We start from the raw sequence: 18,999 nt of genomic DNA on the forward strand, positions 1-18,999 counted from the left end.
CGGTGTCCGATGCGCAGCGCAGCATCAGAACACCGCTGACCCTGCGGGCCGCGGGATACGTCGACGTCGATGCCGGCGAGATCGTCTCGCCAGCAGTCGTGCACGTCGCCGACGGCGTCATCGTCGGCGTCGGCGGGGACGGTCCGCCCGACGCCGAGGTCATCGACCTCGGCGACGCCATCCTCCTGCCCGGACTGATGGACATGGAGGTCAACCTGCTGATGGGCGGTCGCGGGGAGAACCCCGGCCTGTCGCAGGTGCAGGACGATCCGCCGACCCGCACGCTGCGCGCCGTCGGCAACGCCCGGCGCACCCTGCGGGCGGGGTTCACCACCGTGCGCAACCTCGGCCTGTTCGTCAAGACCGGCGGATACCTGCTGGACGTGGCCCTGGGCAAGGCCATCGACGCGGGCTGGATCGAGGGTCCCCGGGTCATCCCCGCGGGACACGCGATCACGCCGACCGGCGGGCACCTCGATCCCACGATGTTCGCCGCGTTCATGCCCGGCGCGCTCGAGCTGACGATCGAGGAGGGCATCGCCAACGGCGTCGACGAGATCCGCAAGGCGGTGCGCTACCAGATCAAGCACGGCGCCCAGCTTATCAAGGTCTGCGTCTCGGGCGGCGTCATGTCGCTCACCGGCGAGGCGGGCGCACAGCACTACTCCGACGAGGAGCTGCGCGCGATCGTCGACGAGGCGCACCGGCGCGGACTGCGCGTCGCGGCCCACACCCACGGCGCCGAAGCCGTCAAGCACGCCGTCGCGTGTGGCATCGACTGCATCGAGCACGGCTTCCTGATGGACGACGAGGCCATCCAGATGCTGGTGGACAACGACCGCTTCCTGGTCACCACCCGGCGCCTGGCGCAGGCGATGGACGTCTCGAAGGCACCGAAGGCGTTGCAGGACAAGGCGGCCGAGATGTTCCCCAAGGCCGAGACGTCGATCAAGGCCGCCTACGAGGCAGGCGTGAAGATCGCCGTCGGCACCGACGCGCCGGCGATCCCGCACGGCAGGAACGCCGACGAACTCGTCACCCTGGTCGAGTGGGGCATGCCGCCCGACGCCGTGCTGCGCGCGGCGACGGTGGTCGCGGCCGACCTCGTCCGCATGCCGAACCTCGGCCGCATCGCGGAGGGGTATCTGGCCGACGTCATCGCGGTGCCCGGCGACCCCCTCGCCGACATCACCGTTACACAGCGGGTCAACTTCGTAATGAAGGGCGGTAAGGTCTTCAAAGATGACGCCAACAAGGACTGAGGACCTGGTCGCGATCCAGCAGCTCCTCGCGAAGTACGCGGTGACCATCACCCAGGGCGACGTCGACGGCCTGGTCGAGGTCTTCGCCCCGGACGGCACCTACAGCGCGTTCGGAGACACGTACACGCTCAACCGCTTTCCGGTGCTGGTGGACGCCGCGCCGAAGGGTCTGTTCATGACCGGCACCGCGCTGGTCGATCTGGTCGAAGGAGCGGACACCGCAACGGGCACGCAGCCGCTGTGCTTCATCGAGCACTCGAAGCACGACATGCGCATCGGCTACTACAACGACACCTACCTGCGCACCGAGGACGGCTGGCGGCTCAAGACCCGCGCCATGACGTTCATCCGGCGCAGCGGCGACCACGACTCGGGCCGCCCCCATGCGATCGGGAGGCCGGAAGCGGGATGACCGACCCCAACGACCCCGCGGCCTTTCGCGCGGACCTGCGGACGTGGCTGGACGAGCACGACCTGGCGCCCGCCCCCGACGACGACTCCCTGGAGGCCCACCAGACGCAGCACCGGCGGGTGCTGCGGGCGCTCTACGACGCCGGCTGGATGCGGTACGGCTGGCCGGAGTCCGCCGGCGGACTGGGCGGGCCGGATCTGTTGCGCGCCATCGTCGGCGAGGAGGTCGTGGGCCGCGGCCTCGACCACCCCGGTCCCTACTCGATGCTGGACGTGTTGACGCCCACCATGATCGACTTCGCGCGCCCCGAACTGGCCGCCGAGATGGTGCCGCGGCTGCTGTCCGGCGAGGAGACCTGGTGCCAGGGCTTCTCCGAACCCGGCTCGGGCAGTGATCTCGCCTCCCTGACCACCCGCGCCGTGCAGCGCGGCGACGAGTGGGTGGTCAACGGCCAGAAGGTGTGGACGAGCTACGCGCAGTTCGCCAAGCGGTGCATCCTGCTGACCCGCACCGGTGACGCCGACACCCCGAACCACGAGGCGATCACCGCCTTCTTCGTCGACCTGGACAGCCCCGGTGTCACCGTGCGGCCGCTGCGCACCATGCACGGCGTCGACGAGTTCTGCGAGGTGTACTTCGACGACGTCGTGGTCCCCGCCGACCGCATGCTCGGCGCGCCGGGCCAGGGCTGGCAGGTCGCGATGGATCTGCTGCCCTACGAGCGGTCCACCTGCTTCTGGCAGCGCATCGCCTACCTGTACGCCCGCTTCGACGCCCTCATCGGCGAGGTGAAGGGCCAGGGTCAGGTCGTCGACGCCGACATGGGCGAGGCCTATCTGGCGCTGCACACGCTGCGCTGCCGCTCGCGCGCCACCCAGCACCGCCTGGGCGACGGCGAGAAGCTCGGCGCGGACACCTCGATCGACAAGGTGCTGCTGGCCGGCGCCGAGCAGCGACTGTTCGACACCGCGCGCGACCTGATGCCCGGACGGATCGAACTCGACGACGACGAGTGGCGCACCGAGTACCTGTACTCGAGGGCGTCCACGATCTACGGCGGCACGGCCGAGGTGCAGCGCAACATCATCGCCCGGCGACTGCTCGACCTCGGAAGGGAGTGAGCGTGCAGGATTCACCGACCGCGTTCGACGCGGCGTCACTGGACATGCTCGAGGGCTCGCTGCGCAAGACCATGCTGGCGGCCTCGGGTCCCGACCTCGACGCGGCGCTGACGGAGATGGGCTGGGCCGACATGCTCACCGACGTCCCGGATCTGGCGGTGCCGCTGGTGTTCCGGCTGCTCGGCGAAACCGGTTCGCACGCCTCGGCACTCGTCGACGTCGTCCTGCACGCGACGGGCAACGCGATCGGCGACACCGTGGAGCTGCCGCTGCCCTATGCCGGCAACGCCTGGGTGGTGTGGGACCGCATCAGCGTCCACGGCATCGATCCGACACTCGGCGGTCTGCCGCTGCGGCGTGAGGAGGAGGGCTACCCCATCCGCGTCGCCGAGGCGCGACTGGCCGTCGGCTGGTGGCTCGTCGGATCGGCGCGGGCGATGCTCGCCCTGGCCCGTCGGCACGCGCTGGACCGCGTGCAGTTCGGCAAGCCCATCGCGAGCTTCCAGGCGGTCCGGCACCGGCTCGCGGAGACGCTGGTGGCGATCGAGGGCGCCGAGGCGACGCTGACCCTGCCCGGGTCGGCCAACCCCGACCTGACCGCGCTGCTGGCGAAGGCGGCCGCGGGCAAGGCCGCCCTGACGGCGGCCAGGAACTGTCAGCAGGTGCTCGGCGGCATCGGCTTCACCGCCGAACACGATCTGCAGCACCACGTGAAGCGCGTGTTGGTCCTCGACGGATTACTCGGTAGCTCACGGGAACTGACGAAGCGCGCGGGCGCCGGCCTGCGTGCCCGCGGTTCGGCGCCGCGCCTCGCGGACCTCTGACGGCCGGCGGACCCCCGCCCGCCGGTCACTTCCGGGGCAGCCCCAGGACGCGCTGGGCGACGATGTTGCGCTGGATCTCCGAGGTGCCGCCCGCGATCGTGCCCGCGAAGGACCGGATGTAGCGGTCGGCCCAGCTTCCCGCGTAGCCGTCGTGATTGAGCGCCTCGTAGCGCGTCGACATGGCCGGGTGGATCAGCCCCTCGGGTCCCTGGGCGGCCAGTGCGACCTCCCCCGCCGCCTGACCGGCTTCGGCGCCGAGCAGTTTGAGCACCGACAGTGCGGCCACGTCCTCCTCGCCGCGCGCCGCACGGGCGATCGCCGCCGAACCGAGCAGGCGCAGCGCCTGGTTGTCCATGACCAGCGTGGCGAAGCGGTCACGCTCGACGCGGGTGCGCGGCCGCCAGTCGACGAGGAGGTCGGCGAGCCGGTCGGCGTAACTGAGCCACAGCATGGTGCGCTCGTGCCCGAGGGATCCGTTGGCCACCGACCAGCCGTCGTTGAGCGCGCCCACCAGGTGGGCGGCGGGGACGCGTGCGTCGTTGAAGAACACCTCGTTGAAGTCCATGTCGTCGCGGTCGGCCGCGGACGCGAAGGGCCGGCAGGTGACACCGGGCGCGTCGGTCGGGACGAGCAGCACGCTGATGCCACGGTGCTTCGGGGCGTCGGGATCGGTGCGGACGAACGTCAGCAGGACGTCGGCGTCGTGCGCGCCGGACGTCCACACCTTCTGACCGTTGAGCACGAAGTGGTCGCCGTCGGCGGTCGCCCGGGTGCGCAGCGACGCGAGGTCGGATCCCGCACCGGGCTCGCTCATCCCGAGGGCGGCGGTGATCTCACCACGCAGAATGGGGATCGCCCACTGCTGCTTCTGCTCGTCGGTGCCGAACGTGATCAACGACGCGGCGATGATGCCGACGCCCTGGGTGTTGAAACTGGGCACCATGCGCCGGCGGGACAGCTCGATCTGGTGCACGTATTGCTGCAGGACGGTGGCATTGCGGCCGCCGAACTCCGGCGGATGGCCGGGCACCAGCCACCCGTTGTCGAAGAGCAGGCGCTGCCACCGGCGGGCCCAGTCGGGCAGGTCCGACGACGACCTCGGGCGCTGCAGCAGTTCCGCGTCGGGCGGGCGGTGTGCGTCGAGGAACTCGACGAACTCGGCTCGGAACGCCTCGACGTCGGCATCGAAGGTCAGCTGCATGGCACTCCAGACGGTGGGCTCCGCCGCGCCGCCCGCGACCCCGTCGTACCGAGAATGACCTGCCTCGATGAGGGAATGCGGGCTTTCCGCGAAGTCTTCTGAAAAGACACCGATGAGAATACTATTCTCACCATGAGAAAGTTACAATCTCAGACACATCGTCTGCGAGGGGGTCTAGCACCGCTATGCCACGTCGTTCTCCGGTACAGTTCATCCATGCGCTTCCCGACCACCCTGCAGCCGAGCCGCTGGTGAGCAGCCCCAGCGAGGAGCCGGCCTGGAAGCAGCGGGCGGTCGAGCGATCCATCAAGACGGCCAAGTTGCGGGCCGCCCAGCGCGTGCAACGGTTCCTCGATGCCGCCCAGGCGATCATCATCGAGAAGGGCAGCACCGACTTCACGGTCCAGGAGGTCGTCGACCGCTCGCGGCAGTCGCTTCGCAGCTTCTATCTCCAATTCGACGGCAAGCACGAGCTGCTGCTGGCGTTGTTCGAGGACGCGCTGAGCCGGTCCGCCGACCAGATCCGCGCGGCCACCGGCAGCCACACCGATCCGATCGAGCGGCTCAAGGTCGCGATCCAGCTGCTCTTCGAGTCGTCCCGCCCCGATCCCGCCGCCAAGCGGCCGCTGTTCACCGACTTCGCGCCGCGGCTGCTGGTGTCGCACCCGTCGGAGGTGAAGGTGGCGCACGCGCCGCTGATCGCCCTGCTCACCGAACTCATGGAGGACGCCGCGGCCGCCGGGGCGCTGCGCGCATCCATCAATCCCCGCCGCATGGCCGCCATGACCATGCAGACCGTCATGTTCGTCGCCCAGTCGAGCGGCGCCGAGGACGGCACCAACAAGCCGATCTCCGCCGACGAGGTGTGGGACTTCGTCGCGCACGGCTTCTCCGCCGACTGACCGAGAACCGCGTTCTCGTAGACGCGCGTCACCGCGCGTGACGCCGCGCCCGTAGCGCGGCCACAACCCCTTGACGCGGACCCCGGGTCCGCCCGGCGATCCGCCGCGCCCGTCGACACCGGCCGGGTCCGCGCTGACGGTGCCGACTCCGGTGCCGACTCGGGCATCGATTCCCCCTGCACGCAGTGCCGTCTAAGCGGTCAGTACAAACGGCCCGAAGCGAGTTCGCCGTTGACACAATGGGTTACCGGTGACAGAGTGCTGAGCGAGTGCACAGCAATTCGTTGATGCCCATCAGGGAGCAGAGGATTCACATGGCAGGGCGGTTAGAGGGCAAGGTCGCGTTCATCACCGGAGCCGCGCGCGGGCAGGGCCGTGCCCACGCCGTGCGCATGGCCCAGGAGGGCGCGGACATCATCGCCGTCGACATCTGCAAGCAGATCGACAGCGTGCTCATCCCCCTCGCGAATCCCGAGGATCTCGCCGAGACCGCCGACATGGTGAAGAACCTCGACCGGCGGATCTACACCGCGGAGGTCGACACCCGGGACTTCGACGCGCTGAAGGCCGCCGTCGACGCCGGCGTCGAGGAGTTCGGACGGCTCGACGTCATCGTCGCCAATGCCGGCATCGGCAACGGCGGCCAGACGCTCGACAAGACCAGTGAGCCCGACTGGGACGACATGATCGCCGTCAACCTCTCCGGTGTGTGGAAGACCGTCAAGGCCGGTGTCCCGCACATCATCGAGGGCGGCCGCGGCGGCTCGATCATCCTCACCAGCTCGGTCGGCGGCCTCAAGGCCTACCCGCACACCGGCCATTACGTCGCCGCCAAGCACGGCGTCGTCGGCCTGATGCGCACCTTCGCCGTCGAACTGGGCGCGCAGAACATCCGGGTCAACTCCGTACACCCGACCAACGTCAACACGCCGCTGTTCATGAACGAGCCGACGATGAAGCTGTTCCGCCCGGACCTGGAGAACCCGGGCCCGGAGGACATCAAGGTCATCGGACAGATGATGCACACCTTGCCGATCGGCTGGGTCGAACCCGAGGACATCGCCAACGCCGTGCTGTTCCTTGCCTCCGACGAGGCGCGGTACATCACCGGCGTCACCCTGCCGGTCGACGGCGGCAGCTGCCTGAAGTAGCCACGGTCCCCGGCAGCGGCTGACACACTGGAGACCATGAGCGACGACGAGGTCGCCGAGCCGGCCACCGGCGTGCTCGACGCGTTCAGCCCGGGCGTCACCCGGCAGGTCGTCGAGCGCGTCGGGCCGGTGTTGCGCAGGTGGTTTCGCGCCGAGACGCACGGCATGGACGTGTTCCCCGCCACCGGCGGCGCCCTGGTGGTGTCGAACCACTCCGGCGGCATGCTGACGCCCGACGTGCTGCTCTTCGGCTCGGCGTTCTATCGCCGCTTCGGCTTCGACGACCGGCCACTCATCACCCTCGCGCACTACGGGGTGGTGATGGGCCCGCTCGGCGAACTGATGCCGAAGGTCGGCGTCATCGAGGCCAGCCGCGAGAATGCCCATGCCGCACTGCGATCGGGCGCCGTGGTGCTGGTGTTCCCGGGCGGTGACTACGACTCCTACCGGCCCACCATGGCCGACTCGACGATCGACTTCGACGGCCGCACCGGCTACGTGCGGACCGCGATCGCCGCGGGGGTACCCATCGTCCCGGCCGTCTCGATCGGCGGTCAGGAGAGCCAGTTGTTCCTCACGCGCGGCAACCGGCTGGCGAAACTGCTGGGCCTGTCGAAGGCGCGGATGGAGATCCTGCCGGTCACCTTCGGGTTCCCGTTCGGTTTCAGCGTGCTGATCCCGCCCAATCTGCCGTTGCCGACCAAGATCGTCACGCGGGTCCTCGAACCGATCGACGTGCACGCCCGCTTCGGCCCCGATCCCGACGTGGCCGAGGTCGACGTCTACGTCCGCTCGATGATGCAGAACGCCCTCGACGAGCTGTCGCGCAAGCGCCGGTTCCCGCTTCTCGGCTGAGCGCGGTGCTGCCCTCGCTGTCCGCCGTCACGGGCGTCGCCGCCGAGATCGCTACCATCATCGGCACTCTCGTCCGAGCCGGCGTGCTCGCCCCGTTGCGGCCGGATCGCTACCTGCGGATGGCCGCCGCTGCGCGCGACGGCGGGTCGGTGACGCTCGGCTTCGCGCTCACCGCCGGACGCTGCCCCGACCGCACCGGTCTCGTCGACGAAATCGGGTCGCTCACCTGGCGGCAGCTCGACGCTCGCGCCGCCGCCCTCGCCGCGGCGCTCGAGGCCCTGCCCGGCGGGGCGACCACGGTCGGCATCATGTGCCGCAACCACCGCGGGTTCGTGACCGCCCTGATGGCGGCCGACCGCATCGGCGTCGACGTGCTGCTGCTCAACACGTCCTTCGCCGGTCCGGCCATGGCGGAGGTGGTGACGCGCGAAGGCGTCGACGTCGTCGTCTACGACGACGAGTTCACCCCGGCCGTCGACCGGGCGCTGGCCGACCACCCCGGTGTCACCCGCATCCTCGGGTGGGTCGACGCCGGCCCGCGCGAGCACCCCACCGTCGAGGAACTGATCGCCGAGCACGCCGGGAACCGTCCTGGCCGCTCCGAGCGGCGCAGCAAGGTCGTGCTGCTGACCTCCGGCACCACGGGCACGCCCAAGGGCGCGCGGTCCACCTCCGGCGGCGGCGCCGGCGAACTGGTCGGCATCCTCGAGCGCATCCCGTGGCGCACCGAGGAGGTCACCGTCATCGCTGCGCCGATGTTCCACGCCTGGGGCTACTCGCAACTGATCTTCGCCGCGTTCATGGCGACCACCATCGTCACCCGGCGACGGTTCGACCCCGAGGCGACGTTGGAACTCGTCGACCGGCACGACGCCACCGGCCTGGTCGTCGTGCCGGTCATGCTGGACCGGATCATGGACCTCCCCGACGACGTACGGCGGCGCCACCCGTGCCGCGCACTGCGCTTCGTCACGGCGTCGGGCTCGCGGATGCGACCCGACGTCGTCACCCGCTTCATGGACGAGTTCGGGGACATCGTCTACAACAACTACAACGCCACCGAGGCGGGCATGATCGCCACCGCCACGCCGGCGGATCTGCGTGTCGCGCCCGACACCGCCGGCCGCCCTGCCGCGGGCACCGAGGTCCGCATCCTCGACGACACCCACCAGCCGGTGGCCGACGGCGAGGTCGGGCAGATCTACGTGCGCAGCGGGACGCTGTTCGACGGCTACACCGAGGGATCGGCCGCCGGCGGCAAGCACTTCCACGACGGCTTCATGGCGTCGGGCGACCTCGGTCGGCTCGACGCCGCCGGACGCCTGTTCGTCGTCGGCCGCGACGACGAGATGATCGTGTCCGGCGGCGAGAACGTCTACCCGATCGAGGTGGAGAAGACGCTGACCGCCCATCCCGACGTCGCGGAGGCCACCGTCGTCGGCGTCTCGGACGCCGAGTACGGCCAGCGGCTCGTCGCCTTCGTGGTCACCCGGCCGGGTGCCGCAGCCGATCCCGAGGCGCTGCGCGGCCACGTCCGCGAGCAGCTCGCCACCTACAAGGTGCCGCGCGAGATCGTCCTGCTCGACGAACTCCCCCGCAACGCCACGGGAAAGATCCTGCGCGCCGAACTCCGCACGCGCGCCGAGGGTTAGTCGTCCGCGCCGACGGCCGGCAGCGCGGTGTCCACCACCGCCGGCTCCTCGGGCAGCCCGGCCGCCCGGTGGATCTCGGCGAAGGAGGCGACCAGCGCGTCGGTCGCCTCGTGCACGTCGCCGAAGGTCTGATCGTCGGTGAGTACCGCGATGCCCATCTGGTCGACGTAACTCCACACGGTGATGTTGACCGGCGCACCGAGCGACAGCACGCCGGTCGAGTAGATCTCGCTCACCGGCGCACCGGCGAAGTGACCGCGCTCGCGAGGACCCGCCACGTTCGACACGGCGACGTTCATCATGCGGTTGCGTCCCTGTCGGGTGGACAGCCACCGGAACGCCTGCGGCGCCACGGCCGTGGGGAGATAGGTCATCATGCGGCAATACAGTTCCGGACCGATCAGCTCGTGGTCCTCCTTGGCGCGCCGGGTCGCCAGCGCCACCAGACGGACGCGCTCCAGCACGTCGGACACGTGCACCGGCAGCGAGATGGACAGGCCGCTGATCTCGTTGCCCGTGATGCGATCCGGTGACTTGTCGGTGGCGGTCGGCACCGAGGCGATGATCGGCTCGTCGGCGCGTCCGTCGTAGCGGAGCAGCAGCTCGCGCAGGGCGCCCGCCGCCGTCGCCAGGACCACGTCGTTGATGCTGACCTCGAGGCGCTTCGCGGTCCGTTTGACGTCCGCCAGCGCCAGCGTGGCGCTCGCGAACCGCCGCGCCGGGGACACCTGGTGGTTCAGGAACGTCTCCGGGGCGTCGAACGGCTCGGCGAGATCGGGATGGGCCCCGCGCTCCCGCGCGCGGCGGCGCACCCGGCGCATCCCCGTCACGGCGTCCCCCAGCAGTCCCGGCAACTCGCCGATCTGCCGGACGTGATCGCGGCCGGCCTCCGCGAGCAGCTCGGCGTCACCGGGCACCTCGCACGCGTCGGCGGGGTCGCGCTCGTCGGTCTCGCCGCCGACGATGTCCATCGCCCGCGCGAGCAGATTCACCGACGCCACGCCGTCGGCGAGCGCGTGGTGGATCTTGCCGATCAGCGCGACGCGGTCGCCTGCCAGACCCTCGGCGACGTGGAATTCCCACAGCGGCCGGGTGCGGTCCAACGGTGTCGAGGCGACCGCGGAGATCACCTCGTCGAGTTCGCGCCGGCCGCCGGGCTCGGGTACGCGGACCCGCCGCAGGTGGTAGTCGAGGTCGACCTCGCAGTCCTCCAACCACATCGGGTGGTGCAGCCGCCACGGAATCTCCACCAGGCGGTAGCGCAGGGGCGCCAGCAGGTGCAGCCGCCGGGACAGGTGGTCGCGGAACGCGTCGAAGCCGAACCCGTGGGTCGACGCGTCGACGATCGCGACCTTGAGCGTGTGCGAATGCAGATTCGGCGTCTCGGTGTACAGCAGATAGGCGTCCATGCCGTTGAGCCGCTTCACGGTGCACCTCCGAAGGTCACGGCGTCCGAGCCACCCGAGCCACATGACGACACGGCGGGCCTACCCACTGGCTCGATTCGCCACACGGGTCGAACCGCGAGGTATTAAGCGAAGGGTCTAAACGCCACGCCGGCACCGGCAACGCTGCGAAACTGGCCACGAATCGGCGAAAGGCGAGGCATTCGTGGCAGTCAGCACCAACGACGAGATCGGTTCGGGGATCGACGAAGACGTCCACTACGACCCGTACGACGTCGACCTGAACATCGATCCGCACCCGATGTTCGGCCGCATCCGCGAGGAAGCGCCGCTCTACTACAACGCGCAGCACGACTTCTACGCGCTGAGCCGCTTCGACGACGTCGACGCGGCGTTGCTCGACCACGAGACGTTCAGCTCCGCGCGCGGCGCGATCCTCGAGATCATCAAGTCGGGCATGGAGATCCCCCCGGGCACCCTGATCTTCGAGGACCCGCCCATCCACAACGTGCACCGCAAGCTGCTGTCGCGGATCTTCACCCCCCGCAAGGTGGCGGCGCTGGAGCCGAAGATCCGCGAATTCACCGCGCGCTGCCTCGACCCCCTCGTCGGCGGCGGCCGCTTCGACTTCGTGACCGACCTCGGGGCGCAGATGCCGATGCGGGTGATCGGGATGCTGCTGGGCATCCCGGAAGCCGACCAGCAGCACGTCATCGACCACGGCGACTCGACGCTGCGCACCGAGCGCGGCGGCAAGATGACCGAGAATCCGGACGGGGCGATCGCCACCGGCGAGGTGTTCGCCGAGTTCATCGACTGGCGGGCGAAGCACCCGGCCGACGACATCATGACCGAGCTGCTCACCGCCGAGTTCGCCGACGAGACCGGCGCCCGGCGCCGCCTCGGCCGCGACGAACTGCTGCTCTACCTCCAGGTCATCGCCACCGCGGGAAGCGAGACCACCACCCGGCTAATCGGCTGGGCGGGCAAGCTGCTCGCCGAACATCCCGACCAACGGCGGGACCTGGTCGCCAACCGCAGCCTGCTGCCGAACGCGGTCGAGGAGGTCGTGCGCTACGAGCCGCCCGCCCCGCACATCAGCCGCTACGTCACTCGCGACGTCGAGTTCTACGGCCAGACGGTGCCCGCCGGCAACGCGATGATGATGATCATCGGCGCCGCGAACCGCGATCCACGCCGATTTGGTCCTACTGCAGGACATTTCGACGTGCACCGCGAAATCCGCCAGCACCTCGGCTTCGGCGTCGGCACCCACTTCTGCCTCGGCAACGCGCTCGCCCGGATGGAGGGCCGGATCGCGCTCGACGAGATCCTCGACCGCTTCCCGGAGTGGGACGTCGACCTCACCAACGCAGAGCTGAGCCCCACCTCGACCGTCCGCGGCTGGGAGTCCATGCCCGCCGTCCTGCCCTGACGCCGTCCGGCGACCGACCCGCCTCACCCGTCGCACCCCACCCCTCGAACCCCGCCCGCCGAACCCCCGAACGAAGGAGACCCTCGTGCCCGAATACGACTACGAAGAGATGAAGAAGGAAGCCGAGCAGTACATCCGGTTCGAGAAGGACCGCGCGAACCGCATCGCCACCATCACCTTCGACCGTCCGGACGCGCAGAACGCGACGAGCCTGGGCATGCGCCAGCTGTACGCGGACCTCATCCATAAGTGCAACGTCGACGACGACGTGAAGGTCGTCGTGATCCGCGGGGAGGGCGACGACTTCGGCAGCGGCGGGGACCTGCCCGAGCAGCGCGGCATGATCGAGAACCCCGGGATGCCGCTCCCCCACGAGCTGGCGATCAACGACGACGACGTCACGTATCCGCCCGGCGACTCCTATCGCTACCTGTCCACCGTCACCGACTTCTACGCCAAGGCCCGCGCCGGCAATCGACCGCTGCAGGAACTGCGCAAGGTCAGCATCATCGAGGCCAAGGGCTACTGCTACGGCTGGCACTTCTACCAGGCCGGTGACGCCGACCTGGTGGTGTCCTCCGACGACGCGCTCTTCGGCCACCCCGCCTTCCGCTACGTCGGCTGGGGCCCGCGGCTGTGGTGGTGGGCGGAGACGATGGGGCTGCGCAAGTTCTCCGAAATGCTGTTCACCGGACGGCCGTTCAGCGCCAAGGAGATGTACGACTGCGGCTTCGTCAACAGCGTCGTGCCGCGCGAGGACCTCGAGGCCGAGACGCTGAAGTACGCGATGGCCTGTTCGAAGTCGCGGCCCACCGACACCGTCGCCGTGCAGAAGGGCTTCCTCGAGATCTACAAGCAGCACAAGGGCGAATACATGGGCAGCCTGCTCACCGGCATGGTCGAGGGCATGCTGCCGATGATCCGCAACGACGTGGAGAACACCGTCGACCTGACCGCCGGCACCTTCGAGAAGGGCCTCAACAACGTGGTCAAGGACAACGACATGAACTTCCCGCCCGAGTGGCGGCTGAGCAAGTCGGGCCGCGCCAAGCCCTGACGACGCGTGCCCGATCGCGCGGCCCCCTCCGCCGTGACCACGCCATCGATCCCCGCGCTCGGCGGCTTCCGCATCATCGAGACGGCCGAGACGCCTGCCGGCGAGTACTGCGGCAAGCTGCTTGCCGACTTCGGCGCGGAGGTCGTGAAGATCGAACGTCCCGGGTCGGGCGCACCGACCCGGGACGCCGCACCTCGCATCGCCGGCGTCAACCCGGGCTTCGCCTTCCGCAACACCAACAAGCGCTCGGTCGTCATCGACGTGGCCGGCCCGGAGGGCCGTGAACGGCTGCACCGCCTGGTGGCGTCGGCCGACGCGGTCGTCGACGACCACGACGCGCCGTGGCTGGCCAACGTGGGACTCGACGACGCGGCGGCGCGGCAGCGGCATCCGCGCCTCGTCGTCTGCTCGGTCACGCCCTTCGGGCTCGACGCACCGCCGGAGGGGCACCCCGCGACGAGCCTGACCGTGTTCCACGCCAGTGGGTGGGGTCACCACACCCCGAGCCACGCCGATCCCGCGTCGCCACCGCTGCAGGGTCCGGGCCGCCACTCCCCCGATCACGAGGCGGGCCTCGACGCCGCACTCTGCGTCGCTGCCGCGCTCTTCGCCCAGATCCACCGCGGTACCGGAGAGTTCATCGACGTCTCGCACCAGGCGGCACTGGCCTCGCGGGCCGACTGCATCCTCGGACGCTTCCTCTCCGGCGAGATCACCCCGGATGGCAGCCGCGCCGACTACGACCAGCAGGGGCCCGCCGCGTTCTTCCCGTGCGCCGACGGCTACGTCTACCTCTACGTCACCAACCGTGCGCACTGGGCGGCCCTCGGCGAACTGCTCGGACGCCCGGGCTGGTTCGACGACTTCGAGGACGACTGGCTCGAATTCTCCGTCACCGCGGACAAGGTGGCGCGGTTCCACGACGGCTTCGCCCCCTGGATCGCCGGCCTCGACCAGGAGACCGCCGCCACCCGCGCGCAGCGACTGGGCGTGCCCCTGGTGCCGGTCAACGCGGTCGACGCGCTCGCCACGCTGCCCCAGTACCGGCACCGGGGGTTCTTCCGCGCCGTCCCACATCCCGTCTCGGGCACCGTCCGCCATCCGGGCGTGCCGTACGTGTTCTCGGTATCCCCCGCCGACATCGTCAGCGCTGCACCGGATCTGGGCCAGGACTCCGCCGCCGCTTCCGCCGATGCCGCCGGGCGGCGTCGACCGCCGACGCCGCGCTCCGGGCCACCGCGGGCACCGGTCCGCCCGCGCGGCGGTCCGCTTCAGGGCGTGCGCGTCGTGGAGCTGACCAAGGTCTGGGCCGGCCCCTATGCGGGCAAGCTGCTGGCCTTCCTCGGTGCCGAGGTGATCAAGGTGGAGAACTCGGCAATGCCGGAGGAGATGCGCGCCTACGGCGGCACCGACGTCGACCACGCGCCCTTCTTCCTGTCCATCAACCCCGAGGTGCTGAGCGTCGACATCGACTACTCCACCGCTGCGGGCATGTCGCGGCTGCGCGACCTCATCGCCGATAGCGACGTCGTGCTGAACAACCTGCGGCCCGGTGCGATGGAACGGCACGGACTGGGTCACGACGACCTGGTGGCCCTCAAGGACGACATCGTGTCGGTGTCGATCAAGATGTGGGGCAACGACGGACCGCTCGGCTACCAGACCGGTTACGCCCCGTGCTTCGCCGCCCTGGCCGGCATGGCATCGCTCGTCGGCCATCCCGGCGGCCCGCCGCTGGGCGCGAGCATGCGCTACGGCGACTCCACCGTCGGCGCGGCCGCGGCCTACGCCGCCGTCGTCGCGCTGCTGCACCGCGACGTCACCGGACGGGGCCAGTCCGTCGACGTGTCGGCCGTCGAGGTGTTGACGACGATGATCGGCGACCGCGTGCTCGAGCAGGCACTGAGCGGCGAGCCCCTGGATCCCGACGGCCCCGGCCATCCCGATTACGCGCCGCACGGCTGCTTCCGTTGCGACGACGGGTGGCTCGCGCTCGCCGTGTCCGACGACGACGCGTGGCACCGCGTGTGCGACGTACTCGACGCACCCGGCCTCGCGGCCGACCCGCGCTTCGCCACGGCGGCCGGCCGAGCCGGGCACGCCGACGTTCTGGACGCCGAGCTGACCGCCGTGCTCGCCGGACACTCCGCCGCCGCGCTGGCCGCCCGCCTGCGTGGAGCTGGGGTCGCGGCGACCAGGAGCGCCACCGCGCTGGACGTCATCGCCGACGAGTCGCTGTGGCAGCGCGAGGCCTATCGTTTCGTCTCGGACCACGTGGAGGGGCTGCGACCCGTCCTGGGGACCTCGTGGCGCCTGCGCCGCGACCCGACCCGGATCGAGTACGGCGCGCCGCGGCTCGGCGAACACGACGACGTCATCTTCGGACAGGTGGACTCACGATGAACGATTCCGCACCGCTCGCGGGCACGGTGGCGCTGGTGACCGGCGCCAGCAGCGGCATCGGCGCGGCGACCGCCGAGGCGCTCGCCGCCGACGGCGCCGCGGTCGCCCTGCTCGCACGACGCGCCGACCGGCTCGACGCGCTGGCCGACGCCATCCGGGCGGCGGGCGGTACGGCGCTGGCGGTGCCCGGCGACGTCACGGATGCCGCCGGGGTCGCCGCGGCGGTCGAGCGCACCGTCGAGCGGCTGGGCCGGCTCGACGTCCTGGTCAACAACGCCGGTCTGATGCGGATGGGCGCCGCCACCGAGGCCGCCCTCGGGGACTGGGACGACCTCGTCGCCGTCAACGTCCAGGGCGTGCTGTACGTGACGCGGGCGGCGCTCCCGCACCTCGTCGCCGCGGCCGCCGATGCGCCGCGCGGCGTGGCCGACGTGGTGACGGTCAGCTCGACGGCCGGGTGGGTGGCGCGGCCGGGGACGGCGGTCTACTCGCTGACCAAGTTCGGCATCAACGCGTTCAGTGAGGGCATCCGTCAGGAGCTCATCGGCAGCCGCGTGCGCGTCGGCGTCGTCGGGCCGGGCACCGTCGACACCGAGATCAGCGACCATCTGCCCGAGGCCGCCCGCGCCGCCGTCGCCGAACGCACCGCGGGCATGGTCAAGCTCGACGCCGCGGACGTCGCCGACGCGGTGCGATACATGGTGACCCGGCCGCGACGGGTCGCGGTCAACCACATGCTGGTGCGCGCCGCCGAGCAGACCTGGTGATCGGAGTCCCCGGCGATCATCTCGGCCTCCCGATCCCGGTCGATCCCGCCGCGCTGCGCACCGCCGGGACCGCTTGGCTCACCGAGGCGTTCCGCGTCGCGGGGAGCCTGCCGACCGACGACCGGGTCACCGCCGTCGAGCGCTGCGAGGAGGTCGCCGGCGGGAGCACGGGGCGCAAGGCCGTCCTCGACGTGCGCTACGCGCGGGCCCGTTCGAGTTCCGAGTTGTTCGTCAAGTTCTCCCGCGACCTCACCGACCCCCTGCGCGACCGCGGGCGGACGCAGCTGGCGGCCGAGGTGCGCTTCGCCCTGCTGGCACGCTCTCCCGCGTTCCCCATCCCGGTAGCCCGCCCGGTGTTCGCCGACTACCACGCCGCCTCGGGCACGGGCATCCTCGTCACCGAACGGATCCCGTTCGGTCGCAACGGCATCGAGCCCCACCAACCGAAGTGCCTGGACCACCTGCTGGACCGGCCCGTCGAGCACTACCGTGCGCTGCTCCTGGCTCTGGCGCGGCTCGCCGGAACCGACCGGTCCGGCGCCCTGGGCTCGCACCTCGCCGACCAGTTCCCGGTGGACCTGCGCGCGGCGACGGTCGGCGAACCGCCGCTGCTGACCCCGCAGCGACTCGAGCGCCGGCTCGACCGCCTCGACGCGTTCGCGCAGCGATACCCGGGTCTGCTGTCCCCGGCGGTGACCGCGACGACCTTCCGTTCGCGCCTGCGCGTCGAGGCGCCGCGGGTACTGGGGGCCGAGCCGGCGATCTGGCGCATGCTGACCGCGTCGACGGACCACGTCGCGCTGTGCCACTGGAATGCCAACGTGGACAACGCGTGGTTCTGGCGCGCCGACGACGGTGCGCTGCACTGCGGGCTGTTGGACTGGGGTTGCGTCAGCCGGATGAACGTCGCGATGGCTCTGTGGGGTTCGCTGTCGGGTGCCGAGGCGTGGTTGTGGGACCGCCATCTCGACGAGCTGATCGAATCGTTCTGCGCCGAGTACCACCGGGCGGGCGGCCCGCTCGTCGACCCGGGGCGGCTGCGCGGCGAGGTGGTCGTCTACACCGCGCTGATGGCCCTCACCTGGCTGCTCGACGTCCCCGCGCTCGTGGCGTCGCGGGCGGAGTCGGCCACCGATTGCACCGATCCGCGGATCGCGGGCGACGAGAGTCTCCGCGCGCCGCTACGGATGCTGGACAATGCGTTGAACCTCTGGGCCACATCGGATCTCGCGACCGTGCTGGACGGCCTGCCGGTCACCAGGTGACGGGCAGCTCGTAGAGCCCGTACGCCAGTGCGTCGTGCTTGAAGGGCAGTTCGTCGCGCGGCACGGCCAGCCGCAGCCCGGGGATCCGGCGCAGGAGTGTCGGCAGCAGGATCTGCAGCTCCATCCGGGCGAGCTGCTGTCCCACGCACTGATGCCGCCCGTAGCCGAAGGCGACGTGCGGGCCGTCTTGCCGGGTCAGGTCGAGCCGGTCCGGCTGCGGGAATTGCCGTGCGTCCCAGTTGGCCGGCGCGACGTCGAGGATGATGCCCTCGCCCGCGCGGATCACCTCACCGCCCACCTCGATGTCCTCGGTGGCGATGCGCCGCTGGCCGGTCTGGATGATGCTGCAGTACCGCAGCAGCTCCTCGACCGCGGTGGCAATCACCTTGGGGTCCTCGGCGTCGCGGAGCAGCGCCATCTGGTCGGGATGCTCCAACAGCGCGACGATGCTGATGCTCACCTGACCGGCGGTGGTCTCGTGCCCGGCGATCAGCACCCCGGTCGCGAGTTGCGCCGCCTCGCGCACGCTGAGTTCGCCGGCCTTGACCCGCTCGGCGAGGTCGGACACCAGGTCCTCGGCGGGGTCGTCCATCTTGGCCAGCAGCAGGTTCTTCAGGTATCGCGCCAGCGCACCTGCGCCCTCGGCGGCGTCCTCGGCCGTCGCGTAGCGGCTCATGCCGCGGTTGGCCTGCTCCTGGAAGAAGCCGGCATCGGAATACGGCACGCCCAGCGCCTCGCTGATCACCAGCGACGGGATGGGCAGGGCGAGACCCTCGACGAGGTCGGCGGGTTTGGGACCGGCCAGGATTGCGGCGACGTGGTCGTCGGTGATCTTCTGCACGGCCGGGCGCAGCGCTTCGACCCGGCGGAACGTGAACGGCTTGCTCAGCATGCGCCGGAAGCGGGTGTGCTCCTCGGCGTCGGCCGTGAAGACCGATCGCGGCCGCTTGTGCACCGTCGCGAGCATGCCCTCGTTCCAGTGCGGGTAGCCCGGCAACCGGTCATCGACGCTGGCGCGGCCGTCGGCGAACAGTGCTCTGATCGCCTCGTAGCCGGTGACCAGCCAGGGCGTGCTGCCGTCCCAGATGCGCACCCGGAACAGCTGCGCCGACGCGGTGCGCTCGACGACCGCCGGTGGCGGCGCGAACGGGCATCCCGGTGCGCGGGCCATCGGGAAGTCGTCGATGGCGTCCTCGTCGGTCGACGAGTCGATCACGCTGGGATCGGACGTCACGCTGGGATCGGACGTCACGCTGGGATCGGACATGGTCCTCCGCTTCCTCGGG

Annotated in this window: 16 protein-coding genes; 13 read left to right on the forward strand and 3 right to left on the reverse strand. The window is 70.6% G+C overall.

All coding sequences use genetic code 11. From position 1 onward, the window contains the following. Positions 1-2: 2 nt before the first annotated feature. From FZ046_RS24520 to FZ046_RS24535, 4 genes are read left to right on the forward strand one after another with little or no spacing between them, the layout of a single operon-like run. Positions 3-1,262, forward strand: coding sequence for a metal-dependent hydrolase family protein (locus tag FZ046_RS24520; protein WP_246182852.1), 1,260 nt, complete (start codon positions 3-5; stop codon positions 1,260-1,262). Continuing rightward, positions 1,243-1,674, forward strand: coding sequence for a nuclear transport factor 2 family protein (locus FZ046_RS24525; RefSeq protein ID WP_070355912.1), 432 nt, complete (start codon positions 1,243-1,245; stop codon positions 1,672-1,674). The genes FZ046_RS24520 and FZ046_RS24525 overlap by 20 nt, the downstream gene beginning before the upstream one ends. Continuing rightward, positions 1,671-2,795, forward strand: coding sequence for an acyl-CoA dehydrogenase family protein (locus tag FZ046_RS24530; protein WP_070355911.1), 1,125 nt, complete (start codon positions 1,671-1,673; stop codon positions 2,793-2,795). The genes FZ046_RS24525 and FZ046_RS24530 overlap by 4 nt, the downstream gene beginning before the upstream one ends. Before the next feature lie 44 nt (positions 2,796-2,839). After that, on the forward strand, positions 2,840-3,619 hold the full coding sequence (locus tag FZ046_RS24535) for an acyl-CoA dehydrogenase family protein (protein WP_070355922.1): 780 nt from the start codon (positions 2,840-2,842) through the stop codon (positions 3,617-3,619). Between the two features lie 25 nt (positions 3,620-3,644). On the opposite strand, the gene FZ046_RS24540 is transcribed toward FZ046_RS24535, so the two are convergent. Next, positions 3,645-4,820 (reverse strand): acyl-CoA dehydrogenase family protein, encoded by a 1,176-nt coding sequence (locus tag FZ046_RS24540; protein ID WP_070355910.1) that lies wholly within the window; start codon positions 4,818-4,820, stop codon positions 3,645-3,647. A gap of 185 nt (positions 4,821-5,005) precedes the next feature. Here FZ046_RS24540 and FZ046_RS24545 point away from each other — a divergent pair, with 185 nt between their 5' ends. The 4 genes from FZ046_RS24545 to fadD12 all read left to right on the forward strand — a co-directional run bounded on the left by FZ046_RS24545 (position 5,006) and on the right by fadD12 (position 9,380). After that, entirely contained in the window at positions 5,006-5,722 is a 717-nt protein-coding gene (locus FZ046_RS24545) for a TetR/AcrR family transcriptional regulator (RefSeq protein ID WP_083298558.1), read from the forward strand. Positions 5,723-6,036: 314 nt separating this feature from the next. Further along, positions 6,037-6,873: a mycofactocin-coupled SDR family oxidoreductase gene (locus FZ046_RS24550; RefSeq protein WP_070355908.1), complete on the forward strand. Its 837-nt coding sequence runs from the start codon at positions 6,037-6,039 to the stop codon at positions 6,871-6,873. 36 nt (positions 6,874-6,909) lie between these two features. Next, positions 6,910-7,728, forward strand: a complete 819-nt coding sequence (locus FZ046_RS24555) for a lysophospholipid acyltransferase family protein (RefSeq protein WP_070355907.1) — start codon at positions 6,910-6,912, stop codon at positions 7,726-7,728. A gap of 5 nt (positions 7,729-7,733) precedes the next feature. Next, complete coding sequence (gene fadD12 / locus FZ046_RS24560) at positions 7,734-9,380, forward strand: acyl-CoA ligase FadD12 (RefSeq protein WP_246182853.1); 1,647 nt, start codon at positions 7,734-7,736, stop codon at positions 9,378-9,380. On the opposite strand, the gene FZ046_RS24565 is transcribed toward fadD12, so the two are convergent. Then, on the reverse strand, positions 9,377-10,807 hold the full coding sequence (locus tag FZ046_RS24565) for a WS/DGAT/MGAT family O-acyltransferase (protein WP_176749663.1): 1,431 nt from the start codon (positions 10,805-10,807) through the stop codon (positions 9,377-9,379). The genes fadD12 and FZ046_RS24565 overlap by 4 nt on opposite strands. A gap of 184 nt (positions 10,808-10,991) precedes the next feature. Between FZ046_RS24565 and FZ046_RS24570 the strand changes: the two genes are divergently transcribed. From FZ046_RS24570 to FZ046_RS24590, 5 genes are all read left to right on the forward strand, one after another. Continuing rightward, positions 10,992-12,221 (forward strand): cytochrome P450, encoded by a 1,230-nt coding sequence (locus FZ046_RS24570; protein ID WP_246182854.1) that lies wholly within the window; start codon positions 10,992-10,994, stop codon positions 12,219-12,221. Positions 12,222-12,306: 85 nt separating this feature from the next. Beyond that, complete coding sequence (locus FZ046_RS24575; protein WP_070355906.1) at positions 12,307-13,278, forward strand: enoyl-CoA hydratase/isomerase family protein; 972 nt, start codon at positions 12,307-12,309, stop codon at positions 13,276-13,278. Positions 13,279-13,311: 33 nt separating this feature from the next. Continuing rightward, entirely contained in the window at positions 13,312-15,681 is a 2,370-nt protein-coding gene (locus FZ046_RS24580; RefSeq protein WP_407664433.1) for a CaiB/BaiF CoA transferase family protein, read from the forward strand. After that, entirely contained in the window at positions 15,678-16,448 is a 771-nt protein-coding gene (locus FZ046_RS24585; protein WP_149484336.1) for an SDR family NAD(P)-dependent oxidoreductase, read from the forward strand. Before FZ046_RS24580 ends, FZ046_RS24585 begins: the two co-directional genes overlap by 4 nt. Continuing rightward, on the forward strand, positions 16,445-17,713 hold the full coding sequence (locus FZ046_RS24590; RefSeq protein ID WP_070351834.1) for a hypothetical protein: 1,269 nt from the start codon (positions 16,445-16,447) through the stop codon (positions 17,711-17,713). Before FZ046_RS24585 ends, FZ046_RS24590 begins: the two co-directional genes overlap by 4 nt. On the opposite strand, the gene FZ046_RS24595 is transcribed toward FZ046_RS24590, so the two are convergent. Further along, complete coding sequence (locus FZ046_RS24595) at positions 17,703-18,980, reverse strand: cytochrome P450 (RefSeq protein WP_070351835.1); 1,278 nt, start codon at positions 18,978-18,980, stop codon at positions 17,703-17,705. The two genes, FZ046_RS24590 and FZ046_RS24595, sit on opposite strands and share 11 nt — an antisense overlap. Positions 18,981-18,999 lie beyond the last annotated feature (19 nt).

The organism is Mycolicibacterium grossiae (genome assembly GCF_008329645.1).
Taxonomy (GTDB): Bacteria; Actinomycetota; Actinomycetes; order Mycobacteriales; family Mycobacteriaceae; genus Mycobacterium; species Mycobacterium grossiae.